Source organism: Lacinutrix jangbogonensis, assembly GCF_000797445.1.
GTDB classification, from domain to species: Bacteria; Bacteroidota; Bacteroidia; order Flavobacteriales; family Flavobacteriaceae; genus Lacinutrix; species Lacinutrix jangbogonensis.
In genome coordinates this window covers 99,622-125,819 of sequence record NZ_JSWF01000016.1, presented here as the reverse complement: position 1 = coordinate 125,819, position 26,198 = coordinate 99,622, and the positions used below count along the sequence as shown (strand labels likewise).

22 protein-coding genes and 1 other RNA gene are annotated in these 26,198 nt (G+C 31.9%); 12 read left to right on the top strand and 11 right to left on the bottom strand.

All coding sequences use genetic code 11. From position 1 onward, the window contains the following. Window positions 1-80 precede the first annotated feature (80 nt). Window positions 81-1,007: a patatin-like phospholipase family protein gene (locus tag RH82_RS03090; RefSeq protein WP_034057949.1), complete on the bottom strand. Its 927-nt coding sequence runs from the start codon at window positions 1,005-1,007 to the stop codon at window positions 81-83. Window positions 1,008-1,095: 88 nt separating this feature from the next. Beyond that, the gene (locus RH82_RS03085; RefSeq protein WP_241147997.1) at window positions 1,096-3,063 is read right to left on the bottom strand and encodes a M1 family metallopeptidase; all 1,968 of its coding nucleotides are present in this window, start codon (window positions 3,061-3,063) and stop codon (window positions 1,096-1,098) included. A gap of 260 nt (window positions 3,064-3,323) precedes the next feature. Here RH82_RS03085 and RH82_RS03080 point away from each other — a divergent pair, with 260 nt between their 5' ends. Then, window positions 3,324-4,085: a universal stress protein gene (locus RH82_RS03080; RefSeq protein WP_034057944.1), complete on the top strand. Its 762-nt coding sequence runs from the start codon at window positions 3,324-3,326 to the stop codon at window positions 4,083-4,085. Between the two features lie 78 nt (window positions 4,086-4,163). Here RH82_RS03080 and RH82_RS03075 read toward each other — a convergent pair whose 3' ends face one another. Together RH82_RS03075 and RH82_RS03070 are read right to left on the bottom strand one after the other, a co-directional pair. After that, the gene (locus RH82_RS03075) at window positions 4,164-5,435 is read right to left on the bottom strand and encodes a peptide-N-glycosidase F-related protein (protein WP_241147996.1); all 1,272 of its coding nucleotides are present in this window, start codon (window positions 5,433-5,435) and stop codon (window positions 4,164-4,166) included. A 39-nt stretch (window positions 5,436-5,474) separates the two neighbouring features. Further along, on the bottom strand, window positions 5,475-5,810 hold the full coding sequence (locus tag RH82_RS03070) for a hypothetical protein (RefSeq protein WP_034057942.1): 336 nt from the start codon (window positions 5,808-5,810) through the stop codon (window positions 5,475-5,477). Window positions 5,811-5,949: 139 nt separating this feature from the next. Between RH82_RS03070 and recG the strand changes: the two genes are divergently transcribed. The 5 genes from recG to RH82_RS03045 all read left to right on the top strand — a co-directional run bounded on the left by recG (window position 5,950) and on the right by RH82_RS03045 (window position 12,200). Further along, on the top strand, window positions 5,950-8,052 hold the full coding sequence (gene recG / locus RH82_RS03065) for an ATP-dependent DNA helicase RecG (RefSeq protein WP_034057941.1): 2,103 nt from the start codon (window positions 5,950-5,952) through the stop codon (window positions 8,050-8,052). Between the two features lie 3 nt (window positions 8,053-8,055). Then, complete coding sequence (locus tag RH82_RS03060; protein WP_034057940.1) at window positions 8,056-9,129, top strand: flavin monoamine oxidase family protein; 1,074 nt, start codon at window positions 8,056-8,058, stop codon at window positions 9,127-9,129. Between the two features lie 169 nt (window positions 9,130-9,298). Continuing rightward, the gene (miaE, locus tag RH82_RS03055; protein ID WP_034058024.1) at window positions 9,299-9,880 is read left to right on the top strand and encodes a tRNA-(ms[2]io[6]A)-hydroxylase; all 582 of its coding nucleotides are present in this window, start codon (window positions 9,299-9,301) and stop codon (window positions 9,878-9,880) included. Window positions 9,881-9,965: 85 nt separating this feature from the next. Further along, window positions 9,966-11,459: a DUF5018 domain-containing protein gene (locus tag RH82_RS03050; RefSeq protein WP_034057939.1), complete on the top strand. Its 1,494-nt coding sequence runs from the start codon at window positions 9,966-9,968 to the stop codon at window positions 11,457-11,459. A gap of 207 nt (window positions 11,460-11,666) precedes the next feature. Next, on the top strand, window positions 11,667-12,200 hold the full coding sequence (locus RH82_RS03045) for a CIA30 family protein (protein WP_034057937.1): 534 nt from the start codon (window positions 11,667-11,669) through the stop codon (window positions 12,198-12,200). Window positions 12,201-12,238: 38 nt separating this feature from the next. Here RH82_RS03045 and RH82_RS03040 read toward each other — a convergent pair whose 3' ends face one another. From RH82_RS03040 to RH82_RS03030, 3 genes are all read right to left on the bottom strand, one after another. Continuing rightward, window positions 12,239-13,237, bottom strand: coding sequence for a hypothetical protein (locus RH82_RS03040; RefSeq protein WP_034057936.1), 999 nt, complete (start codon window positions 13,235-13,237; stop codon window positions 12,239-12,241). Between the two features lie 129 nt (window positions 13,238-13,366). Beyond that, window positions 13,367-14,578: a peroxiredoxin family protein gene (locus RH82_RS03035; RefSeq protein ID WP_034057935.1), complete on the bottom strand. Its 1,212-nt coding sequence runs from the start codon at window positions 14,576-14,578 to the stop codon at window positions 13,367-13,369. A 115-nt stretch (window positions 14,579-14,693) separates the two neighbouring features. Beyond that, window positions 14,694-15,563: a hypothetical protein gene (locus RH82_RS03030; RefSeq protein ID WP_034057934.1), complete on the bottom strand. Its 870-nt coding sequence runs from the start codon at window positions 15,561-15,563 to the stop codon at window positions 14,694-14,696. A gap of 549 nt (window positions 15,564-16,112) precedes the next feature. Here RH82_RS03030 and pheT point away from each other — a divergent pair. From pheT to RH82_RS03015, 4 genes are all read left to right on the top strand, one after another. Further along, window positions 16,113-18,539, top strand: coding sequence for a phenylalanine--tRNA ligase subunit beta (pheT, locus tag RH82_RS03025; RefSeq protein WP_034057932.1), 2,427 nt, complete (start codon window positions 16,113-16,115; stop codon window positions 18,537-18,539). Between the two features lie 128 nt (window positions 18,540-18,667). After that, window positions 18,668-18,934, top strand: coding sequence for a T9SS type A sorting domain-containing protein (locus RH82_RS19200; protein ID WP_081979171.1), 267 nt, complete (start codon window positions 18,668-18,670; stop codon window positions 18,932-18,934). A gap of 82 nt (window positions 18,935-19,016) precedes the next feature. Next, a complete protein-coding gene (locus RH82_RS03020; RefSeq protein WP_034057931.1) occupies window positions 19,017-19,217 on the top strand; it encodes a hypothetical protein in 201 nt (66 codons plus the stop codon). Window positions 19,218-19,321: 104 nt separating this feature from the next. Next, a complete protein-coding gene (locus RH82_RS03015) occupies window positions 19,322-19,558 on the top strand; it encodes a putative signal transducing protein (RefSeq protein ID WP_034057930.1) in 237 nt (78 codons plus the stop codon). A gap of 103 nt (window positions 19,559-19,661) precedes the next feature. On the opposite strand, the gene RH82_RS03010 is transcribed toward RH82_RS03015, so the two are convergent. Beyond that, the gene (locus tag RH82_RS03010; RefSeq protein WP_034057928.1) at window positions 19,662-21,287 is read right to left on the bottom strand and encodes an ABC-F family ATP-binding cassette domain-containing protein; all 1,626 of its coding nucleotides are present in this window, start codon (window positions 21,285-21,287) and stop codon (window positions 19,662-19,664) included. A 283-nt stretch (window positions 21,288-21,570) separates the two neighbouring features. Here RH82_RS03010 and RH82_RS03005 point away from each other — a divergent pair, with 283 nt between their 5' ends. Then, entirely contained in the window at window positions 21,571-22,998 is a 1,428-nt protein-coding gene (locus RH82_RS03005; protein WP_034057927.1) for a TlpA family protein disulfide reductase, read from the top strand. An 88-nt stretch (window positions 22,999-23,086) separates the two neighbouring features. Here RH82_RS03005 and fsa read toward each other — a convergent pair whose 3' ends face one another. From fsa to ffs, 3 genes are all read right to left on the bottom strand, one after another. Continuing rightward, a complete protein-coding gene (gene fsa, locus RH82_RS03000; protein WP_034057926.1) occupies window positions 23,087-23,740 on the bottom strand; it encodes a fructose-6-phosphate aldolase in 654 nt (217 codons plus the stop codon). Window positions 23,741-24,020: 280 nt separating this feature from the next. After that, entirely contained in the window at window positions 24,021-24,821 is an 801-nt protein-coding gene (locus tag RH82_RS02995; RefSeq protein ID WP_034057924.1) for an SDR family oxidoreductase, read from the bottom strand. Window positions 24,822-24,981: 160 nt separating this feature from the next. Next, window positions 24,982-25,080: signal recognition particle sRNA small type (gene ffs, locus RH82_RS18095), an RNA gene on the bottom strand. Between the two features lie 87 nt (window positions 25,081-25,167). Here ffs and RH82_RS02990 point away from each other — a divergent pair. Then, entirely contained in the window at window positions 25,168-26,196 is a 1,029-nt protein-coding gene (locus RH82_RS02990) for a glutaminyl-peptide cyclotransferase (protein ID WP_034057923.1), read from the top strand. Window positions 26,197-26,198: the final 2 nt, after the last annotated feature.

Genomic DNA, 26,198 nt, shown 5'->3' with positions numbered 1-26,198 from the left:
TATATAAAGAAAGCAATATCCCAATGATTTGGCTGTTTTTTTTTAGACAATTCTTTATTAAAAATTACTACTCTACAATTTTATACATTAGGTTTTATTGGCACTGTCGAATTTAACGGATTACTTTCCCCATGTTTTTCTTGAGCATATAAAAACCCTTCCCTCCACCACTTTTCCATTAAAGTCTTATTAAAAATAAGCGAGTTTTCTGTCAATTTTGTTGGAGTATAATACAAATTAAGCTTAACATTCCTATGCTTAGCAGCCAATTTTCCAATAGTAATATCTCCTCTTTCTACCTGGTCTAACAAGTGGCCAAAGAGGTTAATCATTAAAGAAAATGGATTTTTACCCAATACTTTATTGTATTCTAGATTTTCACTTTCTAGTATAATAGCATCTATTTCTGTTGCGCCTCTATTTATGGCTTCTCGAATGGGAACAACACAGCCTAAACCACCATCTGCATACTCAAAACCATTACGTTTTACTAAAGACATAAACGGAATATAATTACATGAAATCCAAATCCAATCGCAGAATTCTTCATAACTAAAATCGTTAATAGATTTGTATTCTGTTCGGTTTTTAGAAAGGTTAGCAACCGTTACAACCACATCTTCTTTTTCTTTACGAATGCGATTATACTCTTCTAGCGTAAAGTTTTTTCTAATTAACTTTTTTAAAGATTTACTCTCGCCAAACGTTCGCCTTCTCTTTATAAATTGAAGTAAGGTATTAAAGTAGTTTATAGACACATACTCTCTACCATTTTTCTTTTTTATAATGAAAGGATTAATACTAAAAATAGAATGTTGGTTTACATGGGTAAACACATCGTACAATTTTCCAATATCGTTTGAAGCTAGATGTGGAACCAATAAACTTCCAGTCGAAGTCCCCAAAAACATATCGTATTCTCGCCCTTCATGCTCAATAAGATATTGTGCAACTCCTCCAGCAAATGCGCCTTTACTTCCTCCTCCTGAAATTACTAGTGCTTTCAATTATTGTTGTTTTTTATTTCCGAAAAGACGGAATTCTCATTAAATTAATCTTTCGAGTTAGCAGTTTGGTAAGCAACGTCATTTAGAATTACTGTTCTTTTAGTTGCTCTTGCAAATTAGCAATTATCTCTTTATATTTTTCTTCTTCACTTAACGATTTTAATAAATCGCGTGCAAAACTCTTAAATCTCCAATTATGGTGAGCTGTTGCATCAATTAAATTTATTAATGTTTCAATATTAAAAATCTGTAGATTATTAATAAAAGAAAATGCATTTTGTCGTGTTTGGAAACTATATTTAGACGAAGTGTAATCGCTTAATTCTTTTATATAAACGGTGTTGAATCCTGAATTATATTCGGGTGTTAATAAGGCTAAAGCCAACCATAAAGTTCTTACATTTTTATCGTTAAAACCAACGACATCTTTTGTAGCATCTAAGTACTTAGCTCTATCTTTAGGGAACTTAGACCATAAATTTGATAATGCTATTTCTATTGTAGTATAAGATGCATCTAGTAATAATGTTTCGCTCTCTTTCTTAAAACCATCTGGACTATGCTTAGCTAAAAGTTGACGTATTTTTATTTCTTTAGAATTAAAAGCTTCCTCAATTAAATCTTTATAAGTAGGGTAATCTGGCTTCTTTAAAGCTTCGCTTAATACAGCAAGTCTTTCAATATAAAATCCTTTTGGCAACTCATGAACTAAACTAGAAGGAATAAACCCATTTTTGTCTGTTCTATAGCTTAAATAAGGTGTATGCTCTATTGTTTCTAAAAAAGCAATGCTTTCGTTTTTCTTTAAAGTAGCTCTCATTTTTGAAATTGGCAACTCTTTTGACAATAACCAATCCTTTTCAAAATCACTTAAATCTTGTCCTGAAATTTTTTCAACTTCAGAAATAAAATCATTAGTTTCTACATTTTTATAAGCATGCTTATTCAAGTAATTAATCACTGCCTTTTTAAACACCTGCTCTCCTACTCTTTCTTTTAAAACATGTAAAGCCCAAGCTCCTTTTTTGTAAAAGGTTATACTACTCGCTTTTGGATCTAGCAACGCAGTTGCTTTGTCTTCTTGCTCTTGAACTATGAGCTGTTTCGCATATTCGTAAAGTCTATTGTAATAATAATCTTCACCAAAAATATCGCGTTCTGCGAGCAAAGCATAATAAGTTGCGAAACCTTCTTGTAGCCAATGGTGTTTACCTTCGGTTGCAGTTACAAAATCTCCAAACCACTGGTGAGCGAGTTCATGAGCATTTACGTTTACATAGTTTTTATCTACAAAACTAGTTTTATCAATCATAAAATCGTCACTAAAAATAGTAAGACTTGTATTTTCCATTCCTGAGTATAAAAAATCTTTTACAGGAACCTGTTTATAGTTTTGCCAAGGAAATGGAACACCAATTTCTTCTTCCAAGAAATCGAACATTTGTTTTGTGTAGCGATACGTTGGTTCTACTTTAGCCGAATCTTCAGGATAATAATAGAGTTCTAATGGAATTCCACTTTTAGAGGTGATTTCTTTTTTATCGTATTTACCAATAGCTAATGCTACGAGATAGCTTGACATTGGTTTTTGCATGTTGAAATGCCATTGAGAAATGTTTACCGCACCTTCTCGTTTTATCAACTTTCCATTTGCAATTACTTTATAATCTGCGTAGTTAACAATTGAAAAATCAAACTCAATTTTATCGTTTGTATCATCAATACTTGGTAACCAGTTACTAGTAAACTTCCCTTGACCTTGAGTCCAGATTTGCCAATCTTCATTCCTTTTAACAAAGTACATTGCTTTTTTAGGATAAGCTACATAGTTGAAGGTAAGAGAATAAGTTACATTTTTTCTAAATTTAGATTTAAACCAAACCTTCTTTAGGTCGTTGATAAATTCTATTTTTTTATCATTTAAAAGAACATCCTTAAACTTCATATTTATAGCGTCAATATAAATTGAATCTATATTCTCCAAGATTTCAAATGAATATTTCACTTTTCCAGACACCTTTGTTGAGTCTGGAACAATTACTAACCTCGCATTCACTGTCTTAAAATCTACATATTCAACCTGTTGGGCTTCCGAAGAAAAGCAAATAAAAATAATTAAAACAAAAATCAAGTATCTCATATAAGGATTAAATCAAGTATCAGACCAAAATACAATTTTTTATAATTCTATGAGTTCGAATACGCAGCAATTCAGTGTACAATAAATAACTACCCTAAAACGAAATATTAGCAAGAATGTGATGAATTCCTCTAAATAAACTACTTTTGCACAAAATTTGAAAATATTAAATAATAATGAAGACCTTTTTAGTACCTATTAGCTCACTTAAAGAGAAAAAAGCAACACTTATTTATGCTATCGACTTTGCAAAAGCGGTTGGAGCAGAAATGATATATGGTATTCAATTAACAGAAATTGATGAGCAAGATCATTTAGAAGAAATTATCGCTCATGCTAAAAATCAAGGTGTTGATATTAATTTTCGCTTTTTCGAAGGAGAAACTTTGGAATACATTAAAGAATTCTGTGTAGATTTTAACGTGGATTTAATTGTAGCTTCTGCAAGGACTCCAAAAACTAACGAGAAACTATATTTAGACGATTTATCTGGTAGTATTGTGAGAAAAACAGATATGCCCGTTTTATTAATTCCGGAAGATTATAAATTTGAAGCAATAGCTACTGTTTTAACAGCTATAAAATCTGGTATAATAAAAGCTGAAGATGCTACAAAACCAATTGAAACTATACTTTTACAACTTAAAGCTCAGATGACGCTTTTACAAGTTAAAACACCAGAATATTTACCTGAAGACTTAATGTTCGATAAAGATTTAGCTATTTTAACTTCAAAATATTATTCTACTGAAAACGCAACATTATTCCAAGGCTTATTAGAATACATTCACGTTGTAGAACCAGATCTTATATGCGTTTTTAGACGTAAACGTGGTTTCTTTCAGAAACTATGGAGCGAAACTTTACACGATAATGGTGTAAGTAAATCTGATTTTGAAAGCAGAAAACCACTTTTAGTGCTTAAAGGAGAACAATAAAATATAGTAGAACTTTATATAAATCAAAAGACCATTTTTTTCACGAAATAGTGGTCTTTTTGTTTTACTCTATTACTATTAATCTATCACATTCGGTGCAGTAATTACCGAATTACTTTTTACAACTACATATGTTGATGTCGCATAATAAGCACTTCCGTTTGCTCCGTTATTTACCCAATCTTCAAAATCATATTCAAAAGTAAAAGTACTTCCAGCCATTGGAGAAGTTAAATTATCTATTCTTGTTGGTACTGCCATTCCAGGACACCAACCTGCTCTATCCGGAGTCCAATTTCCAGGATTTTGATTGTTTACAGGATTAGATGCACAACCCAAAGGCCCTAGATAATGACTAAAAGCATTACTTCCATTTATTTTAATATCGTGTGTTCTGTAACACCATTCTGCACAAGGTCTTCCTCCTGCATCATTTGGTGTTGCGTGGCCCCAACCAGAAATAGCTGTTCTTAAATGTGTACTTTCTGCATTGCCAGGAACACTAATTTGTTTGTCTAAATCTAAACTATACCTTACGCCGTAAGGCACACCATCTATAGAATTAGCATGATAGCCTAAAACCTCAGAAACTGCATAATACGGATAATCTGGAGTCCCTTCAATATAATCAAAATCTACAGAAATTAAATCTGCTTTAGAAGTCCAATTCTCAATATAAATTCTTAATTCTACAGCTCCGGACAATAACCCTTTAAAGTCAGTAACGTCGAATTCTAAACCTCTATCTAATTGCTGTGTTCCTGTCCAATATGGTGTAATATAACGACCAATTTCAAACCAACTTCCTGTTACTTGGTCTTTTACTTTAATATTAGCAAAACGGTCCCAATCATCGCAACCAGAAGTAGGACAATCTATTTGCACAAACATTTTAATTTGCACAATATTAGTTAAATCTGCAGACAAATTAAATGTTTGGGATGCAGATTGATTAAAACCTCCTCCAAAACCCAAAGCTTGTTTATTAAATGAGACATAATTTTGTATTACAGGAATTCCATTACCTTCTACATCAATGACAGCATCCGTAGTGTCTTGATTAGACATGGTTATCGTTCCTGTTCCATTACCAACTACACTTGGACTAAAACGCACATAAACAGTTGTATTATCATTTACTATTGCAGCAGGGACTTGTAAAGAAGAAGTATACGTAACATTATCTAGGGATACATTAAAATCTGTGCTTGCAGAAACGGTAATATCTGACACCAGATTATCTCCATTTACATTAATGTTTTGTTCTACAGCATTTTCCAAAACCATAACATCACCAAAATTATTAATTGTACCAAATACATTTATTATTGGAGTAATACTAACACCCATACCTATTAATGCTAATGTGATTACTGTAGCCTGAGAACTTTATAAAGTTAAATTACCTGTTGTATTACCAATGGCATCCTGTGCAGGTGAGAACCTTACATAAATAATTGTGTTTCCAGCGTTTCCAGACGCTGCATTAATAGTTACTGCGTTACTAAAACTAGCATCATCAAGAGATAATTGAAAATTTGCAGATGTAGAAAGCGATATATTTCCTGTTAAATTGGTGCCTTTAACTTGTAAACTTTGTGAAACAGAATAACACAAAACATCGACATCCCCATATTTTAAAATACTTCCAGTAGATATTATTTGCGCTGATGGCGTTACAGTTTGAGAATCGTCATTACTACTACAATTAATAATAAATAACATTCCAATAATTACGGTAACTATCTCAGCAACTTTAATTAACTTGGTTTTTTCATTTTTAATTATTTTAAAGGCTGCACGAATTTAAGAAAAATTCTATTTTAATTTGATAAATCATGTATTTTAGTTTTTTATTTGAAAAATGGCTACTAATCTTCAAACTTCAATAGATTATCTTAAAGGTGTTGGACCAAATCGTGCAGATTTGCTTCGCAAGGAACTTGGTATTCATACCTATCAAGACCTCATCAATCTATTTCCAAATCGTTATTTAGATCGCACGAAATACTATAAAGTAAATACACTACATCAAAACACTGCAGAAGTTCAAGTTATTGGAAAAATAACTAGTTTTAAAGAAATTTCTCAGAAAAGAGGAAAACGTTTAGTTGCTACTTTTCAAGACGATACAGGCACTATGGAATTGGTATGGTTTCGTGGCCAGAAATGGATTAGAGAAGGGCTAAAAACAAATGTGTCTTATGTTATATTTGGGAAGGTAAATAGTTTTGGGGGCAAGTACAATATGGCACATCCAGATATTGAATTATTGTCTGAACACGAGCAAAGTTTGCGCTCATCTTTACAACCTATTTATCCTTCTACAGAGAAGTTATCTACAAGAGGAATCACCAATCGCATGATGATAAAAATCATGCAAAATCTCTTCATAGAAACTGGTGGGAAATTTGTAGAAACACTCTCTAAAGACCTCCTGGAAAACCTTAAATTAATTCCTAAATCTGAAGCTCTTTTTAACATTCATTTCCCTAAGAATTCCGACTTACTTTTTAAGGCTGAATTTCGACTAAAATTTGAAGAATTATTTTACATACAGTTACAATTAATTCTGAAAAATTTAATCCATAAATCTAAGATAAAAGGATTTCCTTTTGAAACCGTTGGAGCACATTTCAATAGCTTTTTCAAAAACCATTTACCGTTCGAATTAACTGGTGCGCAAAAAAGAGTTCTGAAAGAAATTAGAGCAGATATGGGTAGTAACGCCCAAATGAATCGCTTATTACAAGGCGATGTTGGATCTGGAAAAACAATTGTAGCATTGATGTCAATGCTTATAGCACTTGACAATGGTTTCCAAGCATGCTTAATGGCACCTACTGCTATTTTGTCAGTACAACATTATAATGGATTAGAAGAACTATGCAAAGAACTAAATATCAGCATTAAACTGCTTCAAGGTTCAAGTAACACTTCACAACGTCGTGAAATCCATGAAATGCTCGAGAATGGCGAATTAGACATCCTAATTGGTACGCACGCTCTACTTGAAGATAAGGTGATATTTAAAAATTTAGGCTTAGCAATTATAGACGAGCAACATAGATTTGGCGTAAAACAACGTTCAAAATTATGGAAAAAAAACACCTTCCCTCCTCACGTTTTAGTAATGACTGCAACACCAATTCCACGTACTTTAGCAATGTCTGTTTATGGTGATTTAGACATCTCGATTATAGACGAATTACCACCTGGAAGAAAGGCCATAAAAACAGTCCATAGATACGACTCAAATAGACTAAAAGTTTTTCAATTTATGCGTTCAGAAATCAAGAAAAAAAGACAGGTTTATATTGTCTATCCATTGATACAAGAAAGCGCACAAATGGACTACAAAGATTTAATGGATGGCTATGAAAGTATCTCTCGAGACTTCCCTACTCCAGAGTATCAAATTTCTATTGTACATGGCAAAATGAAACCTGCAGATAAAGAGTTCGAAATGCAACGTTTTATAAAAGGTCAAACACAAATAATGGTTGCAACAACTGTAATTGAAGTTGGCGTAAATGTACCTAATGCTTCGGTAATGATTATCGAAAGCGCAGAGCGTTTTGGCTTATCGCAATTACACCAATTAAGAGGTCGTGTTGGTCGTGGAGCAGAACAAAGTTATTGTATTTTAATGACGAGCCATAAACAATCTGAAAACAGTAAAAAACGTATTCAAACCATGGTAAGAACTAATGATGGTTTCGAAATTGCTGAAGTTGATTTAAAACTTCGTGGGCCTGGTGATATTACAGGAACACAACAAAGTGGCATTTTAAATCTTAGGATAGCAGATATTATAAAAGATAGCGACATTTTACAACAAGCTCGTTTTTCGGCTAAAAAGGTTTTAGAAAAAGACCCATCACTTGGTCACGAGGAAAATGCTGTGATTTTGGAAACCTATAGACAAATGAGTAAGTATAAGAATATTTGGAACTACATTTCGTAATCTATGAAAACAATAAAAACTGATGTACTTATTATTGGTGGTGGCTTAACTGGTTTAACACTCGCCTACTTACTTAAAAGCATAAATATCAAAGTTAAAGTTCTCGAGGCCAACAGTACTATTGGCGGTAGGATTAATACAAAACACAATACCAATCAAGCCCCAATAGAATTAGGCGCTACTTGGTTAATAGACCAACAATTTAATGCTTTAGCATTGTTAAAAGAACTTGGGATCTCTGTTTTTAAGCAACATTATGGCAACACGGCTATTTACCACCCTAACAAAACACAAGCTGTTCAGCTGGTGGAACTACCTGAAAACAACTTAGTAAGCTATCGCGTTACAAATGGCACGTATTCTATTATTAAAAGTCTATCAGAGAGACTTTCAGAAAACACGATTACATGCAACCAAAAGATTCTCACTATAAAATTGCTCGCTGATGACTTAGAAGCAAGCAGTAACGACACAACATACTATTGCAAGCATATTGTATCTACGCTTCCACCATTATTATTTTCAAAAAAAATAGCTATAGAACCTGCTTTACCACAAGACTTTCAAGAGCTTTTATTAAAAACCCATACTTGGATGCATAATTCTATTAGGATTGGCTTTACTTATAAAACGCCTTTTTGGAAATCAAAAGACACTAGTGGCACAATTTATAGTAGCGTTGGTGTTATTCAAGAATTCTACGACCATTCTAATGCTAACAGCAACCTATACGCATTAAGCGGTTTTATGAGCTCAGCGTTTTCAAAAAACAAAAAAGAAGAACGAAAAAAACTAGCTTTAAAGCAATTACAAAGTTATTATGGAGATCAAGCTTTAACTTTTGAAAGCTATGAAGAATGTGTATGGGCAAACGAAAAATACACTACCAGTACTAGTGACCGTTTTATAATACCACAATCCAATAATGGTCATCCCTTATTTCAAAATACATATTTAGACAACAAACTATTTATTGCTGGAGCAGAAACAAGCCCTGTATTTCCGGGTAAAATGGAAGGCGCAATTACTAGTGCGCAATTCGTTTTTGAGAAGCTAAAAGCTATTTATCACAATTAGTAGATTTTCTCAACTCGAATAATTCGACGAAGGAAAACGGTATCGAGAACCTTAAATATTTCTATTGCTTATTGATACAAAATTCTAAAATAAAAATTTCACTAGAAGTGACAAGCATAAATTATATCTATAATAATTATCTTTACAAAAAAAACAGTAAACTATGAGCATGCTTCACTTAAAACTTGAAACCGATCCGCGTTGGGTAACTATTGTAGAAAGTAATATTGAAGAAATATTAACAGACCATGCTTGGTGCGAACAAAAAGCAGCAACTAACGCTATTACCATTATTACGCACAATAGCGAACATCCAGAATTGGTAACAGAACTTTTAAAACTTGCTAAAGAAGAATTGGAGCATTTTGAAATGGTGCATGACATTATTAAAAAACGAGGCTATACTCTAGGTCGCGAGCGCAAAGATCATTATGTCAATCAGTTGTATAAATTCATGAATAAAGGTGGCAGCAGACAGCAAAGCTTTGTAGATCGTTTATTGTTTTCTGCTATGATAGAAGCGCGAAGTTGTGAACGTTTTAAATTACTTTCTGAACGTATTAACGATGAAGAATTATCAAAGTTTTATCACGATTTAATGATTAGCGAAGCCGGACATTACACCACTTTTATAACTTTTGCTAGACAATATGGAAAAGATATTGATGTAGACAAACGCTGGCAAGACCTTGTTGCTTTCGAAGGAGAATTGATAAAGAGTTATGGCAAGAGTGAAACTATTCATGGCTAGAAAACACCTCTCCAGTGACTTGTATAATTCTGTAATTAGGCGTAGCTTCCCTTTTTGAAAAAAAAATATAAAAAATATAAAAAGTATGAAATTTAAGTTTTTAGTCCTGTTAGCAAGCCTTTGCCTAATTTTAAATTGTTCTAAAGACGATGAGACCATTGTATTGAGCAGTGAAAACAAAATCTTATCCTTCAAAATAGAGAATAATGGTGATGTTTTTAATGGAATTATTAATCAAGACTCAAAAGCCATTACTGTTGTTGTAAATGATTTGGATATTTCTAATCTAATTTCTCCAGAAATTACGATCTCAAACAAGGCTATAATAACACCTTCAGCTTCTGTTTCCTTTAATTTTAGTATTCCTGTAGCGTTTACTGTTAAAGCAGAAAATGGAGACGAAGCTATTTATACCGTAACAACAATTAGAAGTGATAGTAAAATTTTATCATTCAATATAAGCCCTAACGGAACTGAATATATAGGCGTGATTGACCATACTAATAATACTGTTTCAATAGAAACAATGGGCATAGAAATAGACAACACACTTATTCCAAATATCTCAATTTCTCAAGGAGCGACAATTAACCCTAGTTTAAATGTAGCACAAGACTTCTCTCTTCCTATTTCTTATACTGTTACTGCCGAAAATGGAGAACAACGAACTTACAGTGTTATTATTAACAATACTCCACTCTCTAATGAGAAAAGAATATTGAGTTTTGAAGTTACTTTGGATGGCGAAACTTTTATTGGTGTAATAGACGACACGAACCTAACTATAGCTTTAGAATCTTACATTTTAGATTTTTCAGGAGCCGTGCCTACACTTACTATTTCTGAAAACGCAACAGTTAACCCAGATACAAACGTACCACAAAACTTCAACATTGGTGTGCCATATACAGTAACAGCCGCCAATGGATCTTCTAATATTTATACCGTTATAACCAAGAAATTTCTATTTTTAACACTAAACACTTCTCCAATAACAAGTAATTCAGCCAGCCTATATTACCAAAATGCAAATCCTTTTGTAAGGACACAAAATATAGATCTCACAATTCCTAATGCTAAAATATTTATAGAGAATTCTGCAAATAGTTATGAATTATCTTATACTAATTACACATCAAACGGTTCTAATAGCAACATATCAACAAGATTTAAAATAGATTTTCCAATAAATATTACATCTGCAACAGATTACAAAATTGTTTACAAAGTTAATAATGTAATTAAAGCAATAACACCTTATACAATAGATATTCTAGCAGAAAATGTACCAATAATATCAAGTACAAATCAAACTAGTTACAATTATGGAGATACTATGGTTTTGTCTGGGAATAATTTAGTCCCAGGATTAAGAGTATCGGCACACAACATAAGTATTTACCAATACAATCAAAATTTCATGTCGGTTAATAGCGCTTCGGACACTCTAACTTTCCCGTTGACTGTTAACCACCTAATGTTTCCAGGTTTTGCAGGACAACCATCTCCTCACCCAACACCTGTAACTATATTTCACCAAGGTAGACATGGTGCTACAGTAATTTTAGATTTTAATTAATAGTATTAGAAATCACAACAAACCTAGTAATTACAAACTAACTGGCATTCTCAATATTTAAGCTAAATTTACTTTAGTAGAATACTAATCCATTTAAAAGCGATACATAATTTAGATTTCATGCTTTCTCAAGAGTAACAAGCCACTTTTAACTTTTTATTGACAGAAAAGCCATAGATTAATCTGTAAATTTGCTAAAAAAATACTATGAAACCTATAGCCTTCATTTTATTATTTACTGCAACTATGATAAGCTCAACAACTATTTTCGATTTTACTAAAGAGGCTAACATTTCTAATTGGCGAATTGTTGATGATGTTGTTATGGGCGGACGTTCTAGCGGAAACTTTGCTTTAAACAAAGATGGACATGGTAAATTTAGTGGTAAAGTCTCTATAGAAAATAATGGTGGATTTTCTTCTTTGCGTTATGATATGGACGCTATAGATGTTTCTAATCATACCAAAGTTTCTATTAAATTAAAAGGAGATGGAAAAGCGTACCAATTTAGAATAAAACACAATAAATACGAGCGTTACTCTTATATTACAGCATTTACTACTTCTGGTACATGGGAAACCATTACTATTAATTTAAAAGATATGTATCCTGCTTTTAGAGGACGTACACTTAACTATCCAAACTTTAATAAAAATAACATAGAAGAATTAGCCTTTTTAATAGGAAATAAAAAGGCTGAAAGCTTTGAGTTGCTGATTGATTCAATTACACTTAAATAAAAGCAGTTTCTCCTACACAAAATAGCTTAACACTACTATTAAGGAAGATGTTTTTTAATAAACTTTATAATATCTGCAAGAATTTCTTCTTCCAATTCTTTTGTTGCGCTAAAAGGTTTACCGTTAGCAAATCTAGCTATACTTCCATTGCCATCTGGACTACAATGGTCTACATCGATAGATTTTCGCCAAACTACAGCATGATTTGTCCATTCTTTCGTATTTGCTTTGGTAGGCGCATCAAACCAAACATTCCAAGCCAATATATTTCCTTTTTGTAACATATTACCGGAACCTGCATTAAATGCTTTCATTATGAGTTCGTTAAATTCTGTTACTAAATCATGTTGACTTGCATCAATATCTCCTATTTCCACTTCAAGATTTGCATGATTCCATGCTTCGGTGGAATGGTCTGTAAACGCTGGTATATTACCACCTAAAAACAAGCCATCTCTTAAAGAAATTGTACGTGTTTTCTCTTTATCTGTACGAAAAGTATTTAATTGTATTGCTTTATGTTTTTCGGAAGGAAAATTAAACCCAAGATGATTTAATTCGAAAATAGACCATAATAATTTACCATAAGCAGATTCTTTCGCGCTTGGACTAAACCAAATTTTAGGTTTTACCATTAAATCTATTGCTTGAGTTTTAGTAGACTCGTCCACCCATCCTTTTTGACCCGTTACTGTAACTTCAACATTTAAAGTTCCAATACCTGGAATAAAAGTACCTTGCTGAGGACAAATAATAGACCATGACTGCCCTGAATCATCATAACCCATTCTTGAAATATCTGGTGCAAACATTTGGAAACAACGCTTTGGATCTTTAGCTCCTTTTTCTGTTTCCCAAGTAAATTCAGGCCATAAAACGCGTTGTTGTCTCGTTATCAAACCTATATTATCTAGGTTACCAGTAAACTCCAAACCATGATTAAGGTTAGGTTTTGGATAATTTGCTTCAGGATGTTTTTTTAGAAATCCACCTTTCCAACCTTTGGCTGGAATATGGTTAGGGATAAGTTTTTTCATAAATATTGATTTTTAAGTTTGAATACGCTAAGCTATTTAGAATTTAACTTCTAAATAGCAGTATAACTTCTCTTAAAAAAAAACAAGTAGTTATACGTGTTCATCCATTTCAGAATTTTATTACAAAATTTATTCCTTCAACAACTCATCAACAAAATCAATAAACTCTTTCTTAAACTCCACAAATTCCTCACCTGTTGCAGGACCATTAAAACCTGTGTGTATTTTACGTACTTTACCTTTTTTATCTACAAAAACGGTAGTTGGATAACTTAAAACATGATTAAGCATTGGTAGTTTCTCTTGTGCCTTTTGTTTACTTGTGGTTCCAGTTTGTGCTAATAAAATTGGGTAGGTTATGCCTATTCTATTTTGAAGACGTTTTATGCTAGCAAAAGCTTTCTCATTGGTTTTGGCATACTCAAAAGCCAAGGCTACAATTTCTAAACCTTTTTCATTGTTTTTTTTGTAGAATTCTGTGTAATATTTACTTTCATCTAAACAATTTGGACACCACGTGCCCATAATTTGAACTAGCACCACTTTATTTTTAAAACGATCATCTGTTAGCGATATCATTTTTCCATTAGCGTCTGGAAAGGTAAATGCTAAACTGTCGTAGCCTTCATTTAGGTATGTTAAGTCGTTTGCACTTGGCAATTGGTAATTTGCATTGCGTATTGCAGAGAAAGGTTCTTTCCAGTGGCTTCCGGAATAAAAGGTTCCGTTAATAGTAGAATCGGTGATTTTACCTTTAAATAAAAAGGCATGTGCTCCATCGAACGTTGAAAGCTTTAAATCGTTTCCGTTTACTACTCCTTCCAAAAAACGGTAATCTCCAGTTTCGGTTAAAAAAGTTCCTGATACTTGATTTCCATTTTGTTTAAACACACCTTTGGCTATATAGGCATCGTCTGGAGTATTTGGACTAAAAACAGTTTCCCAATTTCCAGAGATATTAGCCTCGGCCTTAGCAGTAACATTAAAACGTGTTTTGCTTTTTTTAGCTGTAAATGGTACTACTCTATCTTTCCCTTTTATTATAAAGTTCCCAGTTAGTGTTTCATTTTTAATTTTTGCTGCTAAAAGAGCTTCAAAAACTGGCATATTTATAAAAACTGAGTCGTTTCTGTATTCAATTTCATTAACTTCTATTTGTTCTTCAGCATTAAATACGGTGAGATTATTAACATCTTTTACTTTAAAGGTAAATGGTATTACTTCTGTATCACTTATTTGCAATTCTGCTCTGTAGTCGCCAAAAATTAGCAATTCTTGAGTAGATTTATCTTCACAAGATAAAATCATAAATGCAATTAAAAACGTAAAAACATCTCTCATAATTAGGGTTTATTGTATTCGTCGAAATATTGACATTTTACTCACAAAAAAAAAAAAATGAATGACAATACATCATTCTTTTTTAGTTTTTAAAATTAAACTTCTATATTAATCCTTAATTAGAACAGTTCCCATCTATAATATCCTGAACAGTTGGATCGTATGCATTACCTAGAGCGTTAATTTCTTCAGAATAAGTGTTTTGTATAATTAAGTTGTTTAGTGCACAATAATCATTTAACTGTGTATTAAAACTAAAAAACATATCACCTCCTAGAGACTCTACACTAGAGAGCCCATTTAAACTTGTTAAAGGTGTGAAGTTTATAGATAATGTTCCTCCAATGAGTTTTAAATTAGATAATGCACTAATATTAGTTAATAAAGGAGACTCGGTAATACTAAATTGGCCATCTTCAATAGCTTCTAAATTATTAAGTCCATTAAGACTTAACAAATCTGCATTTCGTCTTACAATGGCATATTGCTGAATATTAGCAACACCACTTAAACCTTCCATATTTTTTAAAGCATCGTTATCTTCTACTTGTAAAAACGTAAGCTCTAACACATTAACTAACGGAGACAATGTAGTAATGATAGCATTCTTTCTAAATTCTAATCCGCGGATAAAATTTAAAGCATTCAGTCCTTCTATATTTGATAAAATTGGATTATTTGATATGTTAAGCTTTCCTCCTATTGCTCTTATTGACGTTAATTGACTTAGACTAGTGATGTCTGACATTTGAGTAGAACTCGCATTAAAACCAATTAACAAATCGCCATCAATTGTGTTATAATTTTCCGCAGCGAAATCATTTACTTGTGCTTGAGAACTGAGCACAGCGTTCCCATCAAACACTTTATCTATAGACGCTACTACTTGAGCCGGAGTAACATCTTCATCATCTTTACAACTAGTGAATGCTACTGGTAAAACACAAATTAACAATACTAACTTTTTTAAAATATTACTTTTCATAGTTTATTTACTTTTATTGCTAAGTTAAAATTTTATATTAAAAAAACATTACTTACCCAATGTCATTTAAAATTAAGTTTAATGCTACTGTATTATTTAACAGGACAAACATAAACTTCATCTCAATAATCGGTTTCAAATTCAAGTTTTCTCTCTTACCTGTAAAATAATAAAAATTCAAATATTAAAAACCGATAGTCCTTTGCAGTTATTTGGTGTTTAGCTATTTCTTAATCGTGACTTTCCATAATTTTAATCACTTCTTTTTTTATATCAATTTGTTCTTCAACTTTTTAATTTAGGTTTGGAGCTACTTATGATTTTACAAATTAGTTGGCTGCAATCGATAATATGATTACTAAAAACAGTACTAATTTTAAATAGATTAATAATTTTTAGTCGATATCGGTGACAAAACTAAATCATTTTACAATTTTAAATACTGATAATCAAAAGTTTAATAGAAATACAAATACTACAATAAAAACCATTTTATCTGTTTTAATACGCCGTAACTATTCTTATATTTGTGCTCTTAACGTATATTAAATGAAGATTTCTTACAACTGGATAAAACAGTTTATAAAAACAGATTGGACACCAGAGCAAACCAGCGAATTACTTACAGATTTAGGCTTAGAAGTTGAAGGCATAGACACTTATCAAAGCGTAAAAGGCGGATTGGAAGGTATTGTTGTTGGAGAGGTTTTAACCTGCGAGCAACACAGTAATGCAGACAAACTAAAGGTAACTACTGTAAATATTGGCACAGAAACTCCCGTGCAAATTGTTTGTGGAGCTCCAAATGTTGCCGCTGGACAAAAAGTACCTGTTGCTACTATTGGTAGTACTTTATATACAGAAGAAGGCGAAGCTTGGACCATTAAAAAAGGTAAGATTCGAGGAGAAGAAAGTTTTGGGATGATTTGCGCTGAAGACGAACTTGGACTAGGGAAATCTCACGATGGTATTATGGTTTTAGCCAAAGATACTATTGTTGGTACCGCTTGTGCAGATTTGTTTAAAATTGAAAATGATCAAGTTTTCGAAATTGGACTAACTCCAAATAGAGCTGATGCCATGAGTCATTTTGGTACTGCTCGCGATTTAAAAGCAGGTTTACAACATAAAGACATTAATTTAGAATTAATAACACCTTCTGTAAGTTCGTTTCACGTAGAAAGTCGCTCACTTAAAATAGATGTTGACGTTTTAAATAAAGAGTTAGCACCACGTTATTGCGGTGTAACAATCTCTGGCGTTAAAGTTGCAGAATCTCCTTCTTGGATGCAGCAAAGACTAAAAGCCATTGGTTTATCTCCAATAAATAATATTGTGGATGCTACAAATTACGTATTGCACGAATTAGGGCAACCGTTACATGCTTTTGATGCTAATAAAATTTTTGATAACAAAATTCAGGTTAAAACAGTTGCTAAAGGCACAAAGTTTACAACCTTAGATGGTATTGAACGCGAATTACATGAAGACGATTTAATGATTTGCGATACAAAAAAACCACTATGTATAGCTGGTGTTTTTGGGGGATTAGATTCTGGAGTGTCTGAAGACACAACAAATATTTTTTTAGAAAGTGCTTATTTCAATCCTGTTAGTATTAGAAAAACAGCTAAGCGACATGCTTTAAATACAGATGCTTCTTTTAGGTTTGAACGCGGTATTGACCCAAACATTACAGAATACGCTTTAAAACGTGCCGCTATATTAATAAAAGAAGTTGCTGGTGGTAAAATTACTAGCGATGTTTCTGATGCTTATTCTACAAAAATCAAAGATTTCGAGGTTCATTTAACTTTCGATAAAGTAACCAAACTTATTGGCCAAGAAATTCCAAAAGAAACGATAAAAAGCATTCTATCGTCTCTTGAAATTAAAGTTAATAATGTTACAGAAACAGGATTAGGATTAACTATTCCTTCTTACAGAAACGATGTGCAACGAGAAGCAGATGTTATAGAAGAAATTCTTCGTGTCTATGGCTACAATAATATAGAAACGACTACCAAACTTAACGCATCGATTTCAAATTCATCAAAATTTGAAGATCATAAATTACAAAATGTAGTTGGAAACCAATTAGCTGCTCAAGGTTTTTATGAAATCATGGCAAATTCGTTAACCACACCAAACTATATTGCACTTAGCGAACAGTTAAAGGAAGAACATAATATTACGATGTTAAACCCATTAAGTAACGATTTATCTGTTATGAGACAGTCGTTATTATTTTCTGGATTAGAGGCCGTATCATACAATATTAACCGAAGACGAAGTGATTTAAAGTTTTTTGAATTCGGAAAAACATATCACGACTACAATGGTACTCATGAAGAATATAAGCATCTTACTTTATTTGTTACTGGAAATAAATCTCAAGAAAGTTGGGCTACCGTACAACAAAAAAGTGATTTCTTTTACTTAAAAGGTACTATTGAAGGGACTTTAGAGCGTTTAGGGATTTCGCGTTATAGAGCAACTCCTACAAAAAATGATGCTTTTACAGAAGGTGTACAATATAGCCAAGGCAAAACTGTTTTAGTAGATTTTGGAATTGTAAAAACGAAAATTACTAAGCATTTTGATATTAGTCAAGACCTATTGTTTGCAGATTTTAATTGGGATAACATTATTGAAGTTGCAAAACGCAATAAAATCAAATTTATAGCCATACCGAAATACCCAGAAGTAAGACGGGATTTCGCATTGTTACTAGACGATAAAGTTACGTTTGAAAACTTGCATACTATTGCAAAGCAAACCGAAAAGCAACTACTTAAAAACGTGAGCTTATTTGATGTCTATCAAGGCAAAAATCTACCCAATGGGAAAAAAAGTTATGCTGTTAGTTTTATATTTCAAGACGAGTATAAAACACTTACAGATAAAGTGGTAGATAAAGTAATGAAAAAACTTCAAAACAACTTTGAAAGTAAGCTTGGAGCTGAATTGAGATAATTAAATTATTAGGCTATTCAATAGTACCTTAAAAAAAACAGAAATACAAGAAGTCTATAGCATCTAGTTCGTTTAGTATGTATTAACTTTTAGCATTACTGTATCATTAGAAAGTATATACAGATTCAATTGTTTTATCTGTAAATGAATTTGAATCACTAATCTTACAAGTATCGACAAACACTATAAATGGAATTATTAATATCAAACTACAAGATAGTAGTGATATAACAATTCAAATTATTAATTTATCGGGTAAAGTTATCTCAACTAAAGACTATAATAATCTTGAAATAATTTCTATTAATATTAATTATTTACAGTCTGCAGTTTATTTCTTAAAAGTTACAACTGCTTCAGGAGCCACAAATACTGCAAAAATTACAAAAGAATAAATACATTTACATTTTATATTATCACATCATAAAAAAGAATACCTAATATGACTTCTTAAAGTCATTTAATAATAACAATATTATGAAAACAGAAAACAATCAACCACAACAAAAAAGTATTTGGAGCTTATTCTCTGGACTAATATTTTCAGGCCTTGGATGTTATATTGTTTACAGATACTTTTTTGTAGACGACTCAGTCTCTACTTTAAGACTCGTTCTTTCTATAGCAATGATTGGCTTAGGAGCATATAGACTTTACAATTATTTAAAAGCAGAATAAATGCTGTGCTTTAGTTTTCTTAAAAGAAACTTAAACACAATCTAGCATGTAAGGTTTTACTAATTATTTCGTATATTTAAGTATAACCTTTAAATACAATAATTATGACAGATTCTGAATACATAAAAATTTACACCGGTGGAACTATAATTGTTCAAGTAATAAAACAACGTTTGGAAGCCGTTGGTATTAATCCTGTAATTAAAGATGAAACTGAGTCTGGTCGTTTGGCAGGGTTTGCAACTGCTCTTCCTTCTTTTCCAGAAATATACGTTCATGAAAGCGAAACAGAAAAAGCAGTACTTATTGTTGAAACTGTTCGTGGTGAAATGGAAGCTTAATTTAGTAGAAGGCATTCAAATGACAGTCTAACTCAAATACATGAAAAAAAGCCTCATTATTATAGATTTTAGAGGCTTTTTTCTACTGTTAACTACATACTATTTACGCAGTAACAGTATACATTTTCTCTCTCTGCTCTTTAATTTTTGGATCTTGCATATACTCATCAAAAGTAGTATGTTTATCTATTACACCATTTGGTGTTAGCTCTATTACTCTATCGCCTACAGTTTGTGCAAACTCATGATCGTGTGTCGTAAATAATACTGTGCCCTTAAAATTCTTTAAAGAGTTATTAAAGGCTGTAATACTCTCTAAATCTAAGTGGTTTGTTGGCTCATCTAATTGTAAAACGTTTGCTCTTGTCATCATCATTCTAGATAACATGCAACGTACTTTTTCTCCTCCAGAAAGCACTGTAGATTTTTTAAAAGCTTCTTCGCCACTAAAAATCATTTTACCTAGAAACCCACGAATATTTACTTCTTCGCGTTCCTCTTCTGTTTGTGCCCATTGACGTAACCAATCAATTAAGGTTAAATCGTTATTAAAAAAGGCACTATTATCTAATGGAAGATAAGACTGGGTCGTTGTAACTCCCCAAGCAAATTTTCCGGAATCTGCTTTTCGTTTATTATTTAAAACCTGATAAAAAGCTGTTGTTGCTCTAGAATCTCTAGAGAATACAACGACCTTCTCTCCTTTATTAAGATTAAAATCGATGTCTTTAAATAATACTTCTCCTTCTTGTAAAACAGTTAGACCTTCGACATTTAATATTTGATCTCCTGCTTCTCTATCGCGTTCAAAAATAATTGCTGGGTAACGACGACTTGTGCGTCTGATATCTTCAATATTAAGTTTGTCAATCATTTTTTTTCTACTTGTAGCTTGCTTACTTTTTGCTACGTTGGCAGAGAAACGACGAATAAATTCTTCTAATTCTTTCTTTTTATCTTCAGCTTTTTTATTTTGCTGTGCGTGTTGTCTTGCTGCCAATTGAGAAGACTCATACCAAAATGTATAATTTCCTGAGAAATGTGTGATCTTACCAAAATCGATATCACTAATATGTGTACAAACCGCATCTAAAAAGTGTCTATCATGAGAGACAACAATAACACAATTATCATAGTTTGCTAAAAAGTTTTCTAACCAAGATATCGTTTCGTAATCTAAATCATTGGTTGGCTCATCCATTATCAGTACGTCTGGATTTCCAAAAAGAGCTTGTGCTAATAATACACGTACTTTTTGTTTTCCATCAAGATCTTTCATCAAAGTGTAATGAAAATCGGCCTTAACACCTAAATTGGATAACATTGCTGCTGCGTCGCTATCTGCATTCCAACCATTCATTTCTTCAAACTGTACTTGAAGCTCACCAATTTTTTCTGCATTCTCGTCTGTATAATCTGCATACAAGGCATCTATTTCAGACTTTAATTTATATAATGGTTGATTCCCTTTTAAAACAGCTTCTAAAACGGTATCCTCATCATGCTTGTTGTGGTCTTGTGTTAGAACAGACATGCGTTTTCCAGATTCTAAATGCACATGACCAGAATTAGCATCTTGCTGTCCAGAAATTATTTTTAAAAACGTCGATTTTCCGGCTCCATTGGCACCAATAATTCCATAGCAATTTCCATTGTTAAAAGTTGTATTCACTTCATCGAAAAGTATGCGCTTACCAAATTGTACCGAAAGATTTGAAACTGATAACATCTATTATATATTTTTAACTCAGATGGTTTTTATTCAACTTTTAAACTAAAAACTAACAAACTAAATACTTTTTACTCCTTGACATAAAAGCGCTTGTTAGCTTTTTTGCAAAAGTAAATAATATCTTCGGTTTGAAAAAACAAAAGCACTGTTATATAAACTTTTGTAAAAGCTTAGAGGTTAATATTTAACTTATTTTATTTCCAATTTAACAACGCATTAACACCACTGCACGTTTACATAACATATTTTTGTTTCTACGAACTATTGCATTTGATTTTTTATGAAATCTATTTTTTTATTCCTTACCCTAATACTAGCAATATCTCTATCGGCTTGTAAAAAAGATACGGAGAACACTTCTATAAACAACGCCTATTTAGGTGGTGAAATCATAAACCCGACTAGCAATCATATTATTATTATTAAATCTGGAGTTCCTTTAGATACCATTGCGTTAAATAAGTACAATAGATTTTCTCACAATTTCAAAGATTTTGAACCTGGTTTATACAGTTTTTTTCATGGTAGAGAATTTCAAAGTTTCTTGATTGAACCCAACGATAGTTTAAGATTACGTTTAAACACATTAGATTTCGATGAGTCTCTAGTTTATACTGGAATTGGCGCAAAAGAGAATAATTTTTTAATGGAAATGTATTTGCTTAATGAAATAGAAGATGACAAAATTCTTGGTTTAGGTCAAAAAACTGCAGAAGAGTTTGATAGTATTTATAAATCTTCAAAAGATTGGAAATTAAAAAAACTAGCGAAACTTAAGCTTAAAAATGAGACTTCGAAGTTGTTTGATGAAATAGCTGAAGCAAGTATTAATTATGAATATTACGCACATAAAGAGCTCTATCCTCTAGCAAATTATAAAACATCTGAATTGGATGCCTTTAAAAATCTTCCAGAAGATTTCTATAACTACAGAGAGACTATAGATTACAACAATACGACCATTAAAGATTACGGTCCTTATCTTTTATTTTTAAGATTTCACATTAACAACCTAGCTCTAAGAAACCATTTTCAACATTCTAAAGATAGCCTTTACAACAAATTAGACATACATTATAATCTAGATAAGCTTAGTATTATTGAAGAAAAGGTAAGCAACGAAGACATTAAAAATAGTTTATTACGATTTGTTTTAAGACAATTTATTAGTGTCTCTAAAAACACTGAAGATTACGACCAAATGCTTCAGTCCTTTAATGAAAAGAGCACAAACACAAAAGATATAAAAAATGCAACTCAATTTGTTAGTTCTTACAAAAGGTTAAAGCCAGGAAAAAAAATCCCTCTTGTTAATTTATATGACAAAGACAACAAAGAAATTAGCATCTATTCGTTAATAAAAAAACCTACAATAATCTACTTTTGGTCTAAAAATAACAAAAACCATTTAATTTCTTCACACAAACGCTCAAAAGAGCTCAAGGTAAAATACCCTGAATTTCATTACATAGCTATTAATGTTGATTCTATTTCTTATCAAGAACAAGAAAAAACACTAAACCGCTATAATGTTAAAATTCATAACGAATACCGTTTTAAAGCACCAAAACAATCTAAAGTGTTACTTTCTGTAAACCCAATACAAAAAGTATTTATTCTCAATAAAAAAGCACAAATAGTAAACGCGAAAGCCAATATGTTTAACATAGGTTTTGAACAGGAGTTACTGGGTTTGTTAAACCAATAATATTACAAATATTAAAACAATAAAAAAGTCCTGAAAAAATTAATTTTCAGGACTTTTTAGATCGTAATACTTTAAAAGGTATTGAACTTTAATTCCCTTTTTTATAGTCTGATAAGAATTTAGCCAATCCAATATCTGTAAGTGGATGTTTTAGTAAACCTTCGATAGAACTTAAAGGACCAGTCATAACATCAGCACCTAATTTAGCACAATCAATAACGTGCATTGTATGGCGTACAGATGCAGCAAGAATTTGAGTTTCGAAAGCATAGTTATCATAAATATGTCTAATCTCAGCAATAAGGTTTAATCCATCTGTAGAAATATCATCTAACCTACCTATAAAAGGCGATACATATGTTGCACCAGCTTTTGCTGCTAATAATGCTTGACCAGCTGAAAACACTAAAGTTACGTTTGTCTTAATCCCTTTATCACTAAAGTATTTACACGCTTTTATACCGTCTTTAATCATAGGTAATTTAACTACAATTTGTTCGTGTAATTCAGCAAGTGCTTCACCTTCTTTTACCATACCTTCAAAATCCGTTGCAATAACTTCAGCACTAACATCTCCAGCAACTAAGTTGCAAATAGCAACGTAGTGCTTTAAAATATTATCGGTTCCAGTAATGCCTTCTTTAGCCATTAAAGATGGATTTGTGGTTACGCCATCTAAGATTCCTAAATCTTCGGCTTCTTTAATTTGTTCAAGATTAGCAGTGTCTATAAAAAATTTCATATTAAATATTTAGTTGTGTTTAATTATTTAGGCGTTACCTAAAGGTCAGGCTTTCGGAAGTCGCTCTCTGCGAGGAGCTTCAACAAAGCCTTAATCCTTAACGCAAAGCTCACGATTACATTAAAAATTATAATTTATAAGTTTTCCAACGCGATGCAAAGTTACGGTTTAACTTAAGCTAGAAGAAAAAATGATATAAAATGATATTAACAAAACAAGAATTTATGACTCTTATAAATTTTAACTTGAAATATTTGACGTTCAAATTTGGAGTTTGCGTTTATAGTTTATAATGTTTAATCAACATCTTTTCATAAACCTTATCTGGCAATAAAAACTTTAAAACAATAGAGAATTTCTGCATAAAAGAACCTACTTTATAGTGCGTTTTAGGCTTTTTAGTATTTACAACTTTCAGCACCATCTTTGCAACTGCAATAGGATCGCCACTTTCTTTTACATGTGTGTCGATATCATTTAAAACACTTTCGTAATTTTTATAAGGCGAATCCTCTTTTAAAGGCGAATGATAACGTCCTGCAGCAATATTAGTAGCAAAATCGCCTGGAGCAATATTAGACATATTAACATTAAAATCTTTTAACTCTATTCTAAACGCTTCAGTTAATAACTCTAGAGCGCCTTTGCTTGCACTATAAATACCACGATAAGGCAATCCCATAAAACCAGCAATAGATGTAATATTAATTATAAGTCCGTTATTTTGCTTTCGCATTTGTGGCAAAACAGCTTTAATAACGTGTATTGGTCCAAAAAAATTGGTGTCGAAATTATTTTGTATTTCAACTTCAGAAATTTCTTCAATTGGTCCAGTAATTCCAACTCCAGCGTTATTTATAAGTACGTCTAATTTTCCTTCAGCAGCAATAACTTCAGCAACAGCGTTAGTAATAGAACTAACATCTTTGACATCTAAACCTACAATTTTAAAAGGATGGTTGGTATATTTTTCTGGACTTCTACTTGTACCATAAACTTTAAAACCGTGTTGTTTTAAATATTCGCCAATCGATTTCCCGATTCCGGAAGATCCTCCTGTAATTAATATTACTTTAGCCATTAAAATAAGTTAAACGTTAAAAAGTTAAAAGTAAAAAAGTTGTGAGTTTAAAACTAATTATGATTAAGAAATAATTTGAAGAGACCGCAGTACATTGGGAGATATAAACTAAAAAATCTTGATTCGCCATGGCTTTCAAGATTTAAATTTATTGCATAAAAAAAGGCAAGCTACCTACATCACACTGCTACGACCATTTACCTTTGCTTCGTTCCCGACCTGGAGGATTCAACAGGAGCTAGTTGTGTAGGACTTGCCGTTGCAAAGATACAATCTTTTAAATTTATCGCAATCATTTTTTAAACCGAATTTTAATAAATATCTTGCTAAAAATTACAAGAATAAAATGAAAGTATTTAAACACCTTATTATCATAATTTTAGCGATTACATTATCTAATTGTGGAGACAGTATCGCTAAAAAAAACTTTGGCATTTCTACAAATGCGACAAATAACACTATTGCTTTAAATGAAGAATTAAAACTCACCATAAAAAATCCGAAAAAACTTGAAATAGAGTCGGTTAGCTACACATTAGACGGTATAGACATTAAGGCATCCACTTCACTTACAGATTTTAAGCTTGGAAAACATGATATTATTGCTACAATAAAATATGATGGAGACCTTGAAACTGCCACACAAAACGTAGCTATTGTTAATAATGTAGCGCCTAAAGTCTATGGTTACGAAATTATAAATACCTATCCACACGATATTACTTCTTACACACAAGGTTTAGAATTTTACAATGGAGAACTTTACGAAAGTACCGGACAAAAAGGTGAGAGTAAGTTGCGTAAAGTAAATTACAAAACAGGAGCCGTTTTAAAAAACGTTGATTTAGCCGACAATTATTTTGGTGAAGGCTTAACCGTTTTAAATAAAAGCATCTACCAATTAACCTGGTTAAGTGGTAAAGGTTTTGTTTACAATGTTGATACTTTTGAGCGTACAAGTACTTTTAAATTTGGAAAAAGCCAAGAAGGATGGGGAATTTGCAACGATGGGAGCATCCTTTATAAAAGTGATGGTACAGAAAAAATATGGCATATAAACCCAGAAACTTTAGTTGAAGATGGAAATATCCAAGTTTATACTAATAAAGGTAAAATAGGAAAGCTTAATGAACTGGAATGGATAAAGGGAAAAATCTACGCTAATATCTATCAAAAAAATGGTGTTGTAATAATAAACCCAAAAAATGGTGCCACTGAAGCTGTAATTGATTTCTCTCCTTTAAAAGAACGAGTAACCAAACATAATGGATTAGATGTTTTAAATGGTATCGCTTACAATCCAGAAACACAAACTATTTTTGTTACTGGTAAGCGTTGGGACAAATTGTTTGAAGTTAAAATTATTGAGAAATAGCA

Bases quoted from the DNA above. Each gene is read 5' to 3' on its own strand.
- RH82_RS03040 (WP_034057936.1), bottom strand. From the start codon at position 13,237: ATGAAAAAACTTATCCCTAACCATATTCCAGCCAAAGGTTGGAAAGGT.
- RH82_RS03075 (WP_241147996.1), bottom strand. From the start codon at position 5,435: ATGGGTGTTAGTATTACTCCAATAATAAATGTATTTGGTACAATTAAT.
- miaE (WP_034058024.1), top strand. From the start codon at position 9,299: ATGCTTCACTTAAAACTTGAAACCGATCCGCGTTGGGTAACTATTGTA.
- RH82_RS03035 (WP_034057935.1), bottom strand. From the start codon at position 14,578: ATGAGAGATGTTTTTACGTTTTTAATTGCATTTATGATTTTATCTTGT.
- RH82_RS03020 (WP_034057931.1), top strand. From the start codon at position 19,017: ATGAAAACAGAAAACAATCAACCACAACAAAAAAGTATTTGGAGCTTA.
- RH82_RS03060 (WP_034057940.1), top strand. From the start codon at position 8,056: ATGAAAACAATAAAAACTGATGTACTTATTATTGGTGGTGGCTTAACT.
- RH82_RS02990 (WP_034057923.1), top strand. From the start codon at position 25,168: ATGAAAGTATTTAAACACCTTATTATCATAATTTTAGCGATTACATTA.
- RH82_RS03080 (WP_034057944.1), top strand. From the start codon at position 3,324: ATGAAGACCTTTTTAGTACCTATTAGCTCACTTAAAGAGAAAAAAGCA.
- pheT (WP_034057932.1), top strand. From the start codon at position 16,113: ATGAAGATTTCTTACAACTGGATAAAACAGTTTATAAAAACAGATTGG.
- RH82_RS03005 (WP_034057927.1), top strand. From the start codon at position 21,571: ATGAAATCTATTTTTTTATTCCTTACCCTAATACTAGCAATATCTCTA.
- RH82_RS03010 (WP_034057928.1), bottom strand. From the start codon at position 21,287: ATGTTATCAGTTTCAAATCTTTCGGTACAATTTGGTAAGCGCATACTT.
- recG (WP_034057941.1), top strand. From the start codon at position 5,950: ATGGCTACTAATCTTCAAACTTCAATAGATTATCTTAAAGGTGTTGGA.
- RH82_RS03030 (WP_034057934.1), bottom strand. From the start codon at position 15,563: ATGAAAAGTAATATTTTAAAAAAGTTAGTATTGTTAATTTGTGTTTTA.
- fsa (WP_034057926.1), bottom strand. From the start codon at position 23,740: ATGAAATTTTTTATAGACACTGCTAATCTTGAACAAATTAAAGAAGCC.
- RH82_RS03045 (WP_034057937.1), top strand. From the start codon at position 11,667: ATGAAACCTATAGCCTTCATTTTATTATTTACTGCAACTATGATAAGC.
- RH82_RS02995 (WP_034057924.1), bottom strand. From the start codon at position 24,821: ATGGCTAAAGTAATATTAATTACAGGAGGATCTTCCGGAATCGGGAAA.
- RH82_RS03015 (WP_034057930.1), top strand. From the start codon at position 19,322: ATGACAGATTCTGAATACATAAAAATTTACACCGGTGGAACTATAATT.
- RH82_RS03070 (WP_034057942.1), bottom strand. From the start codon at position 5,810: ATGTTATTTATTATTAATTGTAGTAGTAATGACGATTCTCAAACTGTA.
- RH82_RS03050 (WP_034057939.1), top strand. From the start codon at position 9,966: ATGAAATTTAAGTTTTTAGTCCTGTTAGCAAGCCTTTGCCTAATTTTA.